Annotated in this window: 8 protein-coding genes; 3 read left to right on the top strand and 5 right to left on the bottom strand. The window is 44.6% G+C overall.

Translation table 11 applies throughout. The annotated features are described in order from the left end of the window. Nucleotides 1–280: 280 nt before the first annotated feature. On the bottom strand, nucleotides 281–706 hold the full coding sequence (locus M23134_RS27245) for a hypothetical protein (RefSeq protein WP_002701745.1): 426 nt from the start codon (nucleotides 704–706) through the stop codon (nucleotides 281–283). Nucleotides 707–876: 170 nt separating this feature from the next. Next, a complete protein-coding gene (locus M23134_RS27240; protein ID WP_002701744.1) occupies nucleotides 877–1569 on the bottom strand; it encodes a M48 family metallopeptidase in 693 nt (230 codons plus the stop codon). A gap of 1717 nt (nucleotides 1570–3286) precedes the next feature. Between M23134_RS27240 and M23134_RS27230 the strand changes: the two genes are divergently transcribed. Further along, nucleotides 3287–4861, top strand: a complete 1575-nt coding sequence (locus tag M23134_RS27230; RefSeq protein WP_002701743.1) for a type I restriction-modification system subunit M — start codon at nucleotides 3287–3289, stop codon at nucleotides 4859–4861. Next, nucleotides 4861–6135 carry a restriction endonuclease subunit S gene (locus M23134_RS27225; protein ID WP_002701742.1) on the top strand — a complete coding sequence of 425 codons (1275 nt, stop codon included), beginning with the start codon at nucleotides 4861–4863 and terminating at the stop codon, nucleotides 6133–6135. Before M23134_RS27230 ends, M23134_RS27225 begins: the two co-directional genes overlap by 1 nt. Nucleotides 6136–6451: 316 nt before the next feature. On the opposite strand, the gene M23134_RS27220 is transcribed toward M23134_RS27225, so the two are convergent. Then, on the bottom strand, nucleotides 6452–8092 hold the full coding sequence (locus M23134_RS27220) for a hypothetical protein (RefSeq protein WP_002701739.1): 1641 nt from the start codon (nucleotides 8090–8092) through the stop codon (nucleotides 6452–6454). 488 nt (nucleotides 8093–8580) lie between these two features. Here M23134_RS27220 and M23134_RS27215 point away from each other — a divergent pair, with 488 nt between their 5' ends. Next, nucleotides 8581–11790, top strand: a complete 3210-nt coding sequence (locus M23134_RS27215; protein ID WP_002701737.1) for a type I restriction endonuclease subunit R — start codon at nucleotides 8581–8583, stop codon at nucleotides 11788–11790. Nucleotides 11791–12632: 842 nt separating this feature from the next. Here M23134_RS27215 and M23134_RS27210 read toward each other — a convergent pair. Both M23134_RS27210 and gyrA read right to left on the bottom strand, forming a co-directional pair. After that, nucleotides 12633–13886: a tetratricopeptide repeat protein gene (locus tag M23134_RS27210; RefSeq protein WP_002701735.1), complete on the bottom strand. Its 1254-nt coding sequence runs from the start codon at nucleotides 13884–13886 to the stop codon at nucleotides 12633–12635. Nucleotides 13887–14746: 860 nt separating this feature from the next. Further along, complete coding sequence (gene gyrA / locus M23134_RS27205; protein WP_002701733.1) at nucleotides 14747–17344, bottom strand: DNA gyrase subunit A; 2598 nt, start codon at nucleotides 17342–17344, stop codon at nucleotides 14747–14749. Nucleotides 17345–17405 lie beyond the last annotated feature (61 nt).

Raw genomic sequence — 17405 nt, 5'->3', positions numbered from 1 at the left:
GGGGCTTTTAGCCTTTTTAATCTCGGTGTAGCTTTAGCTATTAGCCTTTGTTTAACTGTTTGTAGGGAGCTTTTAGCCATTAGCCTTTTCTTGAGCTATGATGAGCCTTTAGCCACGCTTCGCGCTAATTCGTAATTTGTAATTCGTAATTCCCTAATTAGCTTCGCAGAGCTCCCTCTGGTCGATTCGTAATTAAAAAGCTTCGCAGAGTTCCCTACGGTCAATTCATAATTCGTAATTCTCTCATTCGTAATTAAACCAAACAATCCATAGGTTTTCTCTACCAGGTAAGTAATATAGACAAGGCCAGGTTAAGCGTCATCATCACAAAATCTGTTACAAATATAAATAGCATGGTTCCTTTGAGCACTTGCCATACTCCTTCGCCCCGTGTGTTTTGAATGGCGATAGGAACATTAAACGCAAATTGGGAACCGTGCGCTATAGCAAATACCAGCAGCAAAATGGCTCTTTGTTTATCGCTGGGGAAAGTGTCCAGATTGAAAAGCAATAAAATATTGAACAAGGTAAACGCCAGGTTAAACCCACCCAAAAACCGCCCCGACTCGGCTAAAATAGTGAATACGGGGGTATCTCTGTCTTTTCGGGGTACTACCAGTTTGGCAAAAATTTTATGCCGGATTGAAAAAGCGTGAAAACCAAGGGCAAACCAAATAGTGTTGGTGATTAGGATAAATTTCATCATTTTTTTGTCATTTTAGGGGGCAAAGGTATGGTTTTATTTGGTAAACCACAAAATACTTACGCGCTTACGGCAACTGCACCAGTTGGGTAAAACAAAAACACACAAGTGGATGTAAGCCGCATTGGGCATATACATCATTGGCTTTTAGTGGCGGGCAGTGAGTATACCATCTACAGCTTTACCTCCCCTATTTGCCCATCCAGCGCCTTCCAATGGGGCAAATGCATAGCCACCTTCGCCCAAAAGACTGGAGAGTGATTTTTTACCTGCGTATGCGCCAACTCGTGCACAATGAGGTAATCTATCAGCTTGTAGGGCAACCGAATGGCAGCCGTATTGATCACAATGTTGTTGGTAGGCGTACAGCTCCCCCAGCGTTTGTCGAGCCGCCTAAACTTAAGCGCATTGTATTGCCAGCCCGTTACTTTTGCCCATTTTTTTACCCTGGGGGTTATTTTCTCTATCGCTTTTTGGTGCAAATACTGCTCAAAAGCTGTCGCCAAACGAGGGGGTGTGTACAAAGCCGGAGGCAGGCTGACCTTAAACTGCGACCCGGTAAAAACAATGTCGATGTGGGGGGCACCCTCGTCTATATGGAGGGCAATGTAATAATGACGACCCAAGTAAGCCCTGCGCGCTCCTGTCACTATTTCATCGGCAGGGAGTGCCTCGGTCAGTCTGAGCTTTTCGAGAATCCACCGGGCTTTTTGCAACACCAGGGTTTGCGATTCTTCTAGAGATACAGGCGCTCCCTTAAGCACTACTCCCTTGCCTTTTTCTATCACGATGTAGTGCGAATGCAGCCCTGCCTTGGTTGCCAGGCTGTAGTGGATAGTCGTATTCCCGTATTGTACCTCCGGCATATTTTGGTGATTGTTAGTTCTAAGAGCAAGTACTCAATTGTTTATTTTTTTAACTGAAGTTACGCAGACCTACTTATTTTGATGGTCATACGGCTTTATTGCTCAATGGTTTGGCTACGCATTGCGCAACAATATAGCCGTTCAACAATAGAAACAGGTGACCTTCAGAAAACTGCGTAACTTGAGTTTTTAACTTTCGTTCAAGGGCAAGTTATACAATTATCGCTTCGCTTAAAATAGCCCCGTTGTATTTTATCAAATAGGCAAGTCAATGGTTTTGTTTATGGCTCTTATTAAGGAACATGTTCAAAATAAGTGTCGAGATTGAGGGCATAAACTCAAGGCTGATTGAGGCACTTTTAGCCTTTGGCAGAGCTCAGCGCAGCAAAGCTGCAGCTATCGGTTTGCGGGCAAGGCAACATCCGGGGATGTTGAGCCAGACCGTGGTACCACGGACAATAAAAGCTCATAGTCCCGGCGGAACTGCCAGGGTAACGAAAGTCAGGAAAGAGAACCGCAGAACGAAGTTCAAGCTCTGCGAAGCTAATATGTTCTAAACCGGACAGCTTCACCGATTTCTTATCGGGGTTATTGTTGAGGGCTACGCCCGAAATCCCGTTTACGGGGCGATCACGTTCCTAAGCATCCTGCGGATACATTTTAAGCGTGTACGAAGTTTTTAAAATTTCTGATATACAGGTGTTTACGTATAGTTTAAAGTGATAAATGTAGGGGCAATCCCTTGCTGTAATGCAATGGAAGTTCGCGATTTATCGGAATGGTTGCCCTAGTGAAGAGCAAACATGAGCATACAATCACCCTTCAGCCCAATTCTTTATAAGAGCCTTGTTTAGATAGGGCATTCTTATAAAAAATGAGAAACCTCTCTGAAGCTTGCAAAGTATGAAGTTTCGATCGGGCGTGAAGACACTGCCCTCCGAGGACAAGCTCGGAGCAGGCGAGGCGGAGTGATTAGTCCGGAGTTAATTAGTCCGGAGTCGGTAGCTCTCCCACGCTGTTTTAAGTATTCCATAAGGGTTGGCTTTGCAGTCGCAAAACAAGTGATTAGTCCGGAGTTAATTAGTCCGGAGTCGGTAGCCTTTACAGCCTCAAGTCCTTAGATGCCGATGCATATCGGTGCTTTTAGTAACTATAGCTTTGCATTCGCAAACAAGTCTGGAGACTTGTATTCTTCAACGAAATTAGGACTCGAGGTGACAGTAAAGTATTCATAAAATTTTTAAAATCCTGAATAAATACATTACTTGTAAGTTGGTAGCTTCTATTACGAGTTGTTTAATTACGAATGAAGGAATTACGAATGAGTGAATTACGAATTACGAATGGGCGCGAAGCGCAGCTGAAACTGCGGGTTACCGATTCCTAACTAATTCTCAAATATGATAATTTAAGGCTAAAAGCCCATCGTAGCTCAAAAAAAAGCTAAAGGCTAAAAACAGCTCAAGAAAAAGCTAAAGGCTAATGGCTCCCTACAAACAGTTAAACAAAAGCTAAAAGCTCAATACAAACAGTCAAAAAAAAGCTAAAGGCTAAAGCTATACGTAGCTCAAAAAAAAGCTAAAAGCTCAATACAAACAGCCAAACAAAGGCTAAAGCTACACCAAGATCAAAAAAAAGCTAAAGGCTAATGGCTCCCTACAAACAGTTAAAAAAAAGCTAAAGGCTAAAACTACACAAAGAACAAAAAAGATATAATATGAGCAAACTTACGCTAGAGACACTTGAGGGGTGGTTGTGGGACTCTGCCGACATATTGCGGGGCAGCACCGACTCGTCTGACTTTAAGAATTATATATTTGGTTTACTGTTTCTGAAACGCTCCAATGATGTGTTTGAAGAGGAAGTAGCCCAAAAAATGGACAAAGAAAGCTTAAGCCGCGAAGACGCCGAAGAGGAGGTATATTTTAAGATGCCCCCCGAAGCACGTTGGCAATACTTAATCGAGCAAACCGAAAACATAGGCATTGCCCTCGACAAGGCTTTTGGGGCTATAGAACGCGAAAACCAAAGCCTGGAAGGAGTAATGACCGCCATCAAGTTTGGCGACAAGGAGGTGTTGTCGAACGAGGTACTGCAACGTTTGCTGCGCCACTTCAACAAGCACTCGCTGCAAAACAAAGACCTGGAATCGGGCGATTTGCTGGGCGATGCTTACGAGTATTTGATCAAGCAGTTTGCCGATGATGCGGGCAAAAAAGGGGGCGAATTTTATACCCCGCGCGGGGTGGTAAACCTGATAGTGCGCCTGATAAAGCCCCAACCGGGACACCGCGTATACGACCCTACTTGTGGTTCGGGCGGTATGCTCATAGAGTCGGCGCGCTACGTGGCCAACCAACCCGAGGGCATCAAAGGCGGGGTGGTAGACATTGCCTTGTTTGGGCAAGAAAAAAACCTGAGCACCTGGGCGATTGGCAAGTTGAATATGATTTTGCACAATTTTGAGAGTGCCGACTTGCAAAAAGGCGACACCCTGACCAACCCTCGACACGCTGACGCCCAAAAGGGTTTGCAAGTGTTTGACCGGGTGATTGCCAACCCTCCCTTCTCGATGAATGGTTGGTGGACGCCCGCCGAAAATGCCGCCGAAGAAGAAAACAACGACCAGGACCGCACCCCAGATGCAAAGAAAAAGAAAAAAAAGACCCCCAACTACGCCAAAGAGGTAAGCGACCCTTTTGGGCGGTTGGTGTATGGAGTGCCCCCACGGGGCTACGCCGATCTCGCATTTTTGCAACACATGCTCGCGTCTTTGCGGCAAGACGGCAAAGCTGGGGTGGTGTTGCCCCACGGCACGCTCTTTAGGGGGGGCAGCGAGGGCAAAATACGCCAAGCTTTGCTCCAGGCCGATTTGGTAGAGGGCATTGTGGGTTTGCCCAGTGCTTTGTTTTACAACACGGGCATTCCGGCGGCGATATGGCTGCTCAACAAGGACAAAAACCCCGCACAAAAAGGCAGGGTGGCTATAGTAGAGGCAAGCCGCGACTACCAGGAGGGCAAAAAACAAAACCAATTGCTGGACACCCACATCGACAAGATAGTGAAAGCCTATGAGGTGCTCGCCGATGTAGATAAATATATGCGCGTAGTGCCGCTCGAAGAGATTGCCGAAAACGATTATAACCTCAATATTTCGCGCTATGTAGACACCAGCGAGCCTGAGCCCGAAGTAGACATTGACGAGGTAAAACAACGCATTGCCGATATTGAAGTGCGCGACCGGGACATTGATGTGAAAATTGCGGATTTTTTAAGGAAAATACAATCATAATGAAGCGAGCAGGATACAAAGACTCTCCACTGGGTGAGATTCCGGAGGATTGGGAGGTGGTGAAGTTGGGGGATATAGCCAAGGTTTCAGCAGGTGGTACCCCTCTAAGGAGTAAACAAGAAGAATATTTTACCAATGGACATATTCCTTGGGTTAAGACATTAGATTTAAACAATTCAATCATAGAAGATACTGAAGAGAAAATCACTTCTTTAGCACTCAAAGAGACATCCTGTAATTTACTACCCAAAAATACGGTACTGGTAGCTATGTATGGGGGATTCAATCAAATTGGGCGAACAGGCTTACTTAAAATAGAAGCTACAACAAATCAAGCTATATCAGCTTTGAATATAAAAAGCGACAATATATATCCAGAATTTATTTTGGCTTGGCTAAATGCTAAAGTAGAAGTATGGAAGAAATTTGCAGCAAGTAGCAGAAAAGATCCTAATATTACCAAAAAAGATGTAGAACACTTTCCTATAGTGATCCCCCCCCTCGCCGAACAACAAGAAATTGCCGATATTCTCAGCACGGTAGATGAAAAGATTGCCACTATAGACGAGCGCCTTGCCCATACCCAACAACTCAAAAAAGGCCTGATGCAGCGCTTGTTCACCCGTGGTTTGGGGCATACTAGCTTCAAAGCTTCGCCTTTGGGCGAGATTCCGGAGAGTTGGGAGGTGGTGAAGTTGGGGGATATAGCCAAGGTTTCAGCAGGTGGTACCCCTCTAAGGAGTAAACAAGAAGAATATTTTACCAATGGACATATTCCTTGGGTTAAGACATTAGATTTAAACAATTCAATCATAGAAGATACTGAAGAGAAAATCACTTCTTTAGCACTCAAAGAGACATCCTGTAATTTACTACCCAAAAATACGGTACTGGTAGCTATGTATGGGGGATTCAATCAAATTGGGCGAACAGGCTTACTTAAAATAGAAGCTACAACAAATCAAGCTATATCAGCTTTGAATATAAAAAGCGACAATATATATCCAGAATTTATTTTGGCTTGGCTAAATGCTAAAGTAGAAGTATGGAAGAAATTTGCAGCAAGTAGCAGAAAAGATCCTAATATTACCAAAAAAGATGTAGAACACTTTCCTATAGTGATCCCCCCCCTCGCCGAACAACAAGAAATTGCCGACATCCTGGGTGGAGTAGACGAAAAGCTGGAGCTGCTCGCCGAGAAAAAGGAAGCTTACCAAGGGCTCAAAAAAGGCTTGATGCAACAATTGCTGACGGGTAAAGTAAGGGTGGGGTAGCCTTTATGGAGGCAAGTTGAAGGCAGCTCTATAAGCAACTACAGATTTTTACAATGCATTGGCTTAGGTGCAGAGTGCATTCGTAATTGACCAATTCTTAATTTATTTTCACCGCTTAAGGGGCAATATGAACACTGGGGTTTGCGGGCAAGCTTGCGCTTTATTTTATCCGCAAACCCCAGTGTTTATAATTGTGGGCGGCTTTTAAATTTGCATATTTGAGAAAAAGCTAACTAATCCCGGGGTTGCAAAGTGCTAAAATGGGCGCCATTGGTAGTTCCCTCTATTACGCTTGTGCTGCCCCAGCGCCAACAGCTTACTCCCTCAATAGAATATCGCCTCCTTGAAGTTCCTCTATCGCCTGTATACACCTTGCATTCTTTTTGGCATCTCCTTCTTTTGGATTTTGATAAAAATGATTTAACATAGCTGCCACGGCGCTATCTGGAATATCATAGGCATTTCCCAGTTCACGCCAATAGGCGGCAAGATCTTCAAAAGTAATGGCAAGAAAGCCGCCCCCTTTGCCTGTATTCCTTGCTACAAATCGAGTCTGACTACTCAAATATTCCATGTTATCGCGCACACATTGAAAACGAGGTCCTTCACCTGCCAGTTTTGCTATGCTATCAAAGTGTTCCCGATGCATGGCAAGCGACGCTGCATCACCTGCATCAGTCTGATTACGCGGCGACTGATTAACAATGTCCATTAAGTTTCTATTACCTGTTTTTTCATGGTTCTGATCAAAAGCATTCAATATATGCGCTTGATCCATGCCTTTGCTATGGGCAAATGTTTCATCCTCGAGCATAGAGCCATAGTCAAGGCTTCTATCCTTACGGTTTCGAGGAATCCCCCCGGGCACCATCTCACTATACACCTCTTCGTCTATAATAGCCGTAACATAACCATAACTCTCTTGGGCAAAATTGTACCTAATGGTCAATTGTTTCTTTGCTTTGCCTTTGCCATAAGTACAATTGACTGCCACCAAATAAGGCTCAAACTTACCTTTTACCAAAGCTATTTTGTCTTTTACGCTTCTTTGACCTTTTTTAAGCCTACCCGTAGTTGGCGCTTGCTCGCCAAGGCTGCCCTTAGTTACTCCAGCACGGTCTATACCAATGCCTCCTTCTGCCTCTTCTGCCAATGCTTCTATGTCTTTCTTTGACATAAAATCAGAAGAACCACTTGCACCGATTCCCGACTCAGCAATAAATCCAGAGATACGCTTGATAGCATCTGCTTTGTCGGGCGAAGTACCACCAAGGCTTATTTGATAAGCATACCCAGTAAACAGGCTAAAAGTAAGGCGAATGTTTGCCCCCGACCTTAATAAAACCCTGGCATTATACCTTTCCAGGGTCTTTACCCTTGGAAGAAGTTCATCGGCTGTTTTAAGCTGCAATGCCCCTTCCGTTTTTCCAACCTGTGGGGCATTATCTGTTGCCTCCTTGCGCTGCAGTGGCGCATTCATCATCTTGTCAGCTGCCGCCTCGCGGGTGGTGTCTACTTTTTGCCCGTTCACCACCTTGTCGCCTTTAGGTGTACCGTGTTTGGCGTTGTCTATGGCGTGCCCCACTTCGTGTTTAATGTTTGCCTCAGAGTCTTTGCCCGGGGCAAAGTCAATCTTATTGCCTTGTATGGTAGCCTCAGCCCCCACCTTGCCCGGAAACGACGAATTGTGGTTAAACTCTAGCCCTGAAGTATCAACCCCGTATTGTTGCCCCATGACTTGGGCGATGTCTCCCGATTTTTTTGCCGCCTTGCGCTGTACAGGCTGGTGCTTGGCGTTATGCGGTGGTGGGTCTTGGTGGCGTTGCAAGGGGCGTTGTTTTGCCTGTAGGGGGGCATTTTTGCCTTGCGGCGATTGGTGGGTACCCGCTTCTTTGGGTTTGGCTTGCGCCTCAGTAGCATTGACTGGCTGTTCAGTATTTTTTCCGTGTATGTGCATATTTTTTTACAAAAGTAAAGTAAACTTGTAAGCAGTGTGTTGTTTCAATCAACTGGCAAGCTACCCCTCTTGTGCGGCAAATCCTAATTCTTGTGCTATGATGGGCTTTTAGCTTTTTTGTTCTCTGTATAGCTTTAGCCATTAGCCTTTTTGTTCTCTGTATAGCTTTAGCCATTAGCCTTTAGCCTTTGTTTGACTGTTTGTAGGGAGCTTTTAGCCATTAGCCTTTTCTTGAGCTACATGGGGCTTTAGCCTTTTTTTGAGCTATGATGAGCCTTCAGCCACGCTTCGCGCTAATTCGTAATTCGTAATTCGTAATTGATCGATTCGTAATTAAAAAGCTTCGCAGAGCTCCCTCTGGTCGGTTCGTAATTCGTAATTCGTAATTCCTTCATTCGTAATTCCTTCATTCGTAATTCTCTCATTCTTAATTGAAAAACTCATAATTAACCCCTACATTGTTAGCGCAAACATCCTTTTGAAAAAACATGCCGAATAACTCCGCCGAATACCGCCTCAGCGAAGCGCCCGCTATAGAGCAGTTCAAGCAAATGGGGTATCAATACTACCACGGGCACACCCACGACGAACGCGACTACCCCACCGATGTAGTGATAGCCTCGCGCCTGCGGAAAGCGCTGAAAAAACTCAACCCCTGGCTCAACGATACCAACCTCGAAAAAGCATTTCAGGCAATTACTTCGGTGCAGGGAACATCGCTGATGGAGATTAACCAAAACATCTGGAAAGCTTACCTTCACCACGACGTTTATACAGTCAAACAAGTGATCAACGGCAAAGAAGCGTTTTGCCCGGTGCGTTATATCGCCTACGACGATGTGTACCAAAACGACTTATTGGTGGTAAACCAACTCAAGTTTGAAGGCAAACTCACTTGTATACCCGACTTGGTGGTGTTTGTCAATGGGTTGCCGCTGGCGGTACTGGAGTGCAAAGCCCCCCAACTACACGATGCTGCCAAAAGTGCGTTTAACGACCTACAATACTACCAACGCAACGTAGCCCCGCTTTTTTATTACAACCAACTATGCGTGGGACTGTGGGCAGACGGGGCACATTATGGCGCCATAGAAGCCCCTTTTGCTTTTTATGCGCGTTTGCGGGTACGCCCCGACGATCCCTTGCCTGCCCACCTGCCCAACGACCAGGCAAAACTACTGGAGGCTTTGTTTCACCCCAGCCGCTTTTTCGATTTTGTGCGGCATTTTGTATTGTTTGAACAAGCGGGCACCCAAACGATTAAGAAGTTGCCCCGCCACCAGCAAATACGTGCCGTAAACAAAACTATAGAGCGCTTGCGCCAAAACCAGGGCGGGGTGGTGTGGCATACCCAAGGCAGCGGCAAATCGCTCACGATGGCCTACCTCAGTCGCAAGCTATTGGCACCTGAATATGGGTTTCAACATCCTACTATTATGATATTGACCGACCGCCAAGACCTTGACCAGCAAATTACCAATACTTTTCGCAATGCGGGTTTTGGCAATGTACAACACGCCCACTCGGTGCGCAACTTGCGCAGCATACTCGCCAATAACTACGGCGGTATTGTCACCACTACTTTGCAAAAGTTTCAAGAGCGCGAAGATGCTACCGACACCGCCACGGGTGCCCCAACCCCCGACCAAACCACTCAAGAAGAACTGGGCAACCAACGGATAAAAAGGCAAATTAAAGACGGGCAATTGATAAAAACCACCGAGGCTTGGGTAGATGGTGCCTGGCACCAGGTACACCACGAAACCATTGCACTGCAACAATTGTCGACCAAAGAAAACCTCTATGTGTTGGTAGACGAAGCCCACCGCAGCCAGTACGATTTTTTGGCGGCTTTTATGCGCTCGGCAATGCCGCACGCCAAGTTTGTGGCTTTTACGGGCACGCCCATTTCTAAAGAAGAAAAAAGCACCCTGGGCGAGTTTTACGGGGGCAACTATATAGACATGTACACCATTGCCGAGGCAGTAGCAGACGGTGCTACTGTGCCTTTGCTCTACGACCAGGGCATAGAAATGCTCAGCGTAAAAAAGGACGCACTTGACCTTGAGTTTGATGAAAAGTTTGGGGAGGCCTCTGCCGAAAAAAAAGAAAAATTAAAGCAAACGGCGTTGCGCAAGTACCAACACGCGGACGCTCGCATAGAAGAAATAAGCAAGCACCTGGTACAACACTTTACCGACAAGATTTGCCCCAATGGACACAAGGCACTGCTGGTGTGCAGCGGCAGAGAGGCTGCAGTAAAATACCAACAGGCCATCACAAAACTCAAAGAAGCAGGTGAGCATTCGTTTGAGTCGAAGGTGATTGTGAGTTTGGGATCGGCAAAAAGCAGTGCTTTCGACGAAGCCTACCACCAAACCCTTGCCTACAACCAAAAGCACCCGCAACACCCACGCCCAGTGTGGGTCACCCCATCGACCGAGGTAAAAGAGGTGATCAAAGATTTTAAGTTGCCTTATGGCAATGCCGACGAAAAGGAACGGTCGGGGGCAAAAAAATATGACAACACCGCGCTCTTGATTGTGTCTGATATGCTGCTCACGGGGTACGACGCCCCCATTGCCTCGTGCCTTTACCTCGACAAACCCCTCAAAGAACATAGTTTGCTACAGGCAATTGCGCGGGTAAACCGTGCCCGCAAAAACAAACATGCCGGGTTTATTGTAGACTACACGGGCATAGCCGAAGCCTTACAGCAAGCCCTTGATATATTTTCGGGCGAGGTGCGCCCCCACGATTTGCTAAAAAACCGCGCCGAAGAAATACCCCGTCTGGAGCAACACCACGCCCAATTGCTGGAGTTTTTCAAACCCATCATCGCTAAAATAGATCGCCACTACCAAAAAGAGCCGTTTGTAGAAGCCGCCTGGCAAATGCTGGAGCCCATAGATGTGCGCGATACATTCAAGATTTTACTCAACCAGTTCAATCAATCGCTGAGCATTGTATTGCCCGACCCTCGCGCCCGCCACTTTGAACCAGATTTTCGCTTGTTTAACGAAATAAGGCTCAGGGCACGCAACATGTTCAAAGAAGACAACGACCTAGAAATAAGCGCTATAGAGAGTGAAATGTTGCAGCAAATGGTCAACGACCACTTAGAGGCGCAAGGAGTGACCAATCTGTTGGAAGAGCCTGTGTCTATTATAGACAAACAACGCTTTCGCGAAGAGCTGCAAAACGCATCGCCAGCTACCCAGGAGCTGAGCCTGCGCAACAACCTTAGGTATGTTATAAAAACCGGAATGGGCAAAAATCCTGATTTTTATAAGCCTTTGGGCGAGCGCCTCGATGACTTGCTAAAGCAACACCAAAACGAACGCATAGGGCAGGCAGCCTTACTGAAGGCGTATGCTGCAATGCAAAATGAGATTATCAACGAACAAACCGAAGGCAAAAGGCTGGGGTTTGACACCGCAAGTGGGCGTGCGCTCTATAATAGCATGAAGGCATTGTTGGGTAGCGAGGTGGCGGCTCGGGTTACCCACGAACTGTGGGCAAACATTGCCGATGGTTTGGCGGTGGTTGATTGGCAAAATAAACCTCGACTACAAAATGGGATTGTAGGGCAAATAAGTGGGGTTTTGCAAAAGGAGGCTCACTTGTCGCGTCAGGAGGCAAAAATAAAGGCGTTGGAAATGGTAGAGGTGCTCAAGAAGAATGAAAAAGGACATTAGAAGCCTCAATAGAGGTGAGCTTTAAGCGACAAGTCGCAAGTCCTTAGATACCGATGAATATCGGTGCTAGACCCTGTTTAACTGCGTTGAGCTCATCACAGCAAACTGCGGTAGATTCGGTTCACAGGTAACTATACTTTTTCTATCACGTTGATTTTTAGCAACTTATAAAAACCGTAGTTAGAGACCTCAACGGTGACGGGTTCGGTTTCTACCTGACTTTCCTGAATCATAAGTCAACCCATGCGGCGCACCAAGATTAGTTTGTTTTAGTATCATAACAGGTCTGATTGAAAACCCATACAAACTCACTTGTAGTGGTCTTAATGGCAAGACCAACACAATGCACGTTCTTCGCTATCGTTACCCTCCTCTGCGCTTAAGACCAAGAGGAGGGGACAAGCTTGGTGATGGCTTTTAGATGTAGACATACAATAGTGTACGGGTAATGGCAACGATTTAGTACCATTCCTTTCCTTATTTGTCTCCTCCACCCACAAAAAAAACGGTCACCAGAGTTAACCTCCAGTGACCGTTTTTTTGTATAATAACTCAAGTTACGCAGCAAACACTAGAACTACTTATTTTAAATATTTTAGTTGTTCAACCATCTCAAATAACTAGTTCTCAGGGTGGTGGTCTTAAGCGCAGCAGACCACCACCCTTGCCTCACTACTACCTTATTAACCACGCTTTTGGTCTGTCTTTTTTATAAGCAAAACAGACCTAGAAATCAAGCAATGATAGTAGCATTGTGTTGGTCAGGCTAAAGCCTTAAGACCAACACAGGAGGTAGTGACCGTTTTTTTGTATAATAATATTATTACACAAGCGCCAAGTGATTACTCACCACTAATGGCTTTTTCTATTTCTTTGTATTTGGTAGTGTACATCTTTTTGTCAGTTTTAGACTTGCGCGACAAGAAGTTGTAAATTTTACCCAATGGACGCAATACACTCATATCGTCTGACTTTTTTGTTTTTAGTTTTTCAAAATAAGGCAATGCTTTTTTGAAAGCAACTACAGCTTCTTGCTCCATTTTTTTACCACGCTTGTTGTACTCAGGAAGCGTTAATTTATCAATTTCGGTCAAAATCTTAGCAGCTTTGTTAAACTGAAGTACGGCAAGGTTAAAGTTAGCCTTGTAGTTTTCTGAGTCTACCTTAAGGCATCTTTCGTAAGTAGCTTCGGCTTTGTCGGTTTTACCTGCTTTGTCATAAATAATGCCCAGGTTTACATAGTTACCTACGTCTTTGGGGTTTTTATCAATGGCACTCTCAAGGTTTTTGATGGCGTCGTCTAACTTATTGGTTTTCACGTACAACTCTACTTGCAAAGCTCGCAGGTTTTCGTGGTTAGGCGCAAGCTTTACTCCTTCTTCTACTACCTTTACCCCTTCTTCGTATTGCTTGGTTTCGCGCAAGTGAAACACCAACGCTGCATAATAGTTGGCTTTTTCTTTAGTCAAACGGACTTTTTTTGCCTCAGCATCCTGTAGCTTTGCCAGTTCTTCTTTTTTCAATAATGCTTCAAAAGCACTTGGCTCAAACTTGATGATACCCCTCAAGGCGGCTTCGTATTTTTCTTTGTTTTTAGCTTCACGCGCCACATCACCACCATATACAAAAGGAAGTAAAGATTGGTCGTTGGTTTTTTGTGCCAACTCAAAAGCTTTTACCGAAGCATCATATTTTTTTGCGCGGTACATTTCTACCCCTTGGTTAATGGCAGTAGGGTGCAAGTTGGTTTTCAACGCTTTTGCTGCATCTTTGTAGTAACCTCTTTTCTTAGGTTCCAGCTCCAGGGCTTTGTTAAACGCTTCGTAAGCAACAAATATAGCGTCTGGATTAGCGGCTTTCAACGCACCAAAAATTTTGGCGGGGTTTTGGGCAATTGCCGTGTATACTTGGCCACGGTAATACCACATTTTGGACTTTCCTTTAAGCTTTTCGCTCTCTAGGCAAGCGTCAATTTTTTCTTTAGCTTTGTCAAATTTATTGCTGTTATAATTTGCAATGGCAGAGCTTAATTGCGCTCTCAAAGGAAAAGCTGCCACTAAACTCAACAACAAACTAACGTAAACGATTTTTTTCATCTGTTAAACAATTATATACATTCAATATTTTCCAATAAGATTCGGCAAATATAACGATTATTTCGAGTTTAATTGTATTTTAGTCTCTGAACGTACACAAATACGAATGAGAGAATTACGAATGGTTCAATTACGAATGAAGGAATTACGAATTACGAATTATGAATTGACCATAGGGAACTCTGTGTGAGGGAATTACGAATGGGCGCAAAGCTTTTTAATTACGAATGAGAGAATTACGAATTACGAATTATGAATTGACCATAGGGAACTCTGTGTGAGGGAATTACGAATGAGAAAATTACGAATTGTTCAATGACGAATGAGAGAATTACGAATTACGAATTGACCATAGGGAACTCTGTGTGAGGGAATTACGAATGGGCGCAAAGCTTTTTAATTACGAATGAGAGAATTACGAATGGGCGCGAAGCGCAGTCAAAACTATGGGTTGCCAACTTCTAACTAATTCGCAAATATGATAATTTAAGGCTAAAAGCTCCCTACAAACAGTTAAACAAAGGCTCAACTATATCGTAGCTAAAGAAAAGGCTAATAGCTAAAGGCTCATCATAGCTCAAGAAAAAGCTAAAGGCTAAAAGCCCCCTACAAACAGCCAAAAAAAGGCTAAAAGTCCATCGTAGCTCAAGAAAAGGCTAATAGCTCTCTACAAACAGCCAAAAAAAAGCTAAAGGCTAAAAGCCAATCGTAGCTCAAAAAAAGGCTAATAGCTAAAAACAGCTCAAAAAAAAACCACATAAATCAATCTGACTTGAAGTTTCTAAAGCAAAAAATGGCGAATAGAAATCTATTCGCCATTTTTTATTTATTTTTACCTGGCAGATAAAAAGCCGACTTGCTTATGCATCTTCGTCTTTATCTTCGTCACCTTCAGGTTTGTCTTCAGAAGTTTCTGTTGTGTTTTCTGCTTCATTTCCGTCAGTAGCAGCCGCAACAACAGTTGCTTCGCCTTCTACACTGCCTTCTTCACCTTCTTCGTCATCGCTTAGCAAGCTTTCTGCGTCTACTTTTGCCACCGATGCTATGCTGTCGTCTTCGTGTAGTTTAATAAGACGTACCCCTTGAGTAGCCCTACCCATTACCCTCATGTCCGACATAGACATTCTAATGGCAAGTCCGGTTTTGGTAATCAAAATCAAATCGTCGGTATCTACCGCTTCTTTGATAGCCACCAAACGTCCTGTTTTGTCGGTAATTTGCATCGTAATTACCCCTTTTCCACCTCGGTTTGTAATGCGGTAATCTTCAATAGAAGAACGCTTACCATAACCAGTTTCAGACACTACCAACAAGCTGGCATCGTCTCTTGCCACACATACCATACCCACTACTCGGTTGTCGTCGCCATCAAGTGTAATGCCACGTACCCCAGCCGCGGTTCGTCCCATGCTTCTTACTTGATCTTCGTGAAAATGAATGGCACGACCACTACGGATGGCAAGAATAATATTGTTTTCACCATTGGTCAATTTTACATCCAACAATTGATCATCTTCGTTGATGGTAATGGCATGGATACCATTTTGACGAGGTCTTGAAAATGCTTCAAGCCTGGTTTTCTTGATGATTCCCTTCTCAGTACACATTACCAGGTAATGGTTTTGGTTGTAGTCGGGATCTTGCAATTGCTTCACATTGATTACCGCGCGTATGCTATCTCCCTTTTCCATTTGTAAAAGGTTTTGGATGGCGCGTCCTTTGGCTGTTTTGGCAACCTCCGGAATGTTGTACCCCTTGATCCAGAACACTTTACCAGAGTTGGTAAAAATCAACAGATAATCGTGGGTAGAGGCTACAAACAAGTGCTCAGTAAAATCGTCGTCTTTTTTAGAAGTACCTCTCGACCCTACCCCGCCTCTGTTTTGGGTACGGTATTCGTCTAGAGAAGTACGCTTGATATAGCCAAAGTGAGAAATAGTAATGACCATTTCCTCTACCGGAATCATATCTTCGTCGGTAAGGTCATCAGCCATGTGCTCAATGTCGGTACGACGGGCATCGCCATACCTGTCTTTCATTTCTGTAAGCTCCTCTTTGATAATGTCTACCCTCAACAGCTTATCGGCCAGAATCGCTTCCAGTTCTTTGATCAACTCAGAGATTTGCTTATGCTCTGCCACAATTTTGTCGCGCTCCATTGCTGTAAGACGCTGCAAACGAATGTCAAGGATGGCTTTTGCCTGAATCTCCGACAGTTCAAACTTTTCTATCAAAGCATTTTTGGCGGTTTCTCCATCTTTCGACGCCCTGATCAAGGTAATGACTTCGTCGATGTTGTCTAAGGCTATCAGCAAACCTTCTAAAATGTGCTGACGGGCTTTGGCTTCTTTTAGCTCAAACTGAGTACGACGGTAGATTACTTCGTGGCGGTGCTCCACAAAGTGGTAAATCATATCGCGCAGGTTCAAAATTTCAGGTCGCCCTTTGACCAACGCCACATTGTTTACCCCAAACGACGATTGTAATGCAGTGTATTTGTACAGTTGGTTGAGCGTAACCATTGGTACAGCATCCCGCTTGAGTTCATATACAATGCGCATTCCGGTACGGTCAGACTCATCGCGGATGTCTGAAATGCCTTCTATCCTCTTTTCTTGTACCAAATGTGCGGTTTTCTCAATCAAGTTCGCCTTATTTACCAAATAAGGTATTTCGGTCACAATAATGCGTTCTCTGCCGCTTTTGGTGGTTTCTATTTCTGCTACTCCTCTTATTACTACTCTGCCTCGCCCGGTAAGCATGGCTTTTTTTACTCCCTGATAGCCATAAATGATTCCCCCGGTAGGAAAGTCAGGCGCAGGAATATACTGAATAAGTTCTTCGACTGTAATGTCGTTGTTGTCAAGGTAAGCAATAATGCCATCTACTACTTCGGTTAGGTTGTGAGGAGGCATGTTGGTAGCCATACCTACGGCAATGCCCGAAGTACCATTGATGAGCAAATGAGGTATTTTACAAGGCAATACCGTTGGTTCTTTGAGCGATTCGTCAAAGTTTGGCTGAAAGTCAATTGTATCTTTGTTCAGGTCAGACAACAGTTCGTCTGCTACACGCTTCAGGCGTGCCTCGGTATAACGCATTGCTGCAGGCGAGTCACCATCAATCGACCCAAAGTTACCTTGTCCGTCAACCAAAGGATAGCGAAGCGACCAGGGTTGGGCCATCCTTACCATTGTATCATACACTGAAGCGTCTCCATGTGGGTGATATTTACCTAATACTTCTCCCACGATACGTGCTGACTTTTTGAAAGGTTTGTTAAACATCAAACCCAAATCAGACATTCCATACAGTACCCTTCTGTGTACAGGTTTTAAGCCATCGCGAACGTCTGGTAACGCCCGCGAAATAATCACCGACATAGCATAATCTATGTAGGCACTCTTCATTTCATCCTCAATATTAATGGGGATTATTCTACTTGAAGATTCCAGCATATTGTCTAAATAATTTTGTTGTTATCTTAATTGATCACAAACCCTAAAGTTTGTGTATCTT

This window comes from Microscilla marina ATCC 23134 (genome assembly GCF_000169175.1).
Lineage (GTDB): Bacteria > Bacteroidota > Bacteroidia > Cytophagales > Microscillaceae > Microscilla > Microscilla marina.
The sequence above is the reverse complement of the archived record's forward strand: the minus strand, read 5'-3'. Positions and strand labels throughout refer to the sequence as shown.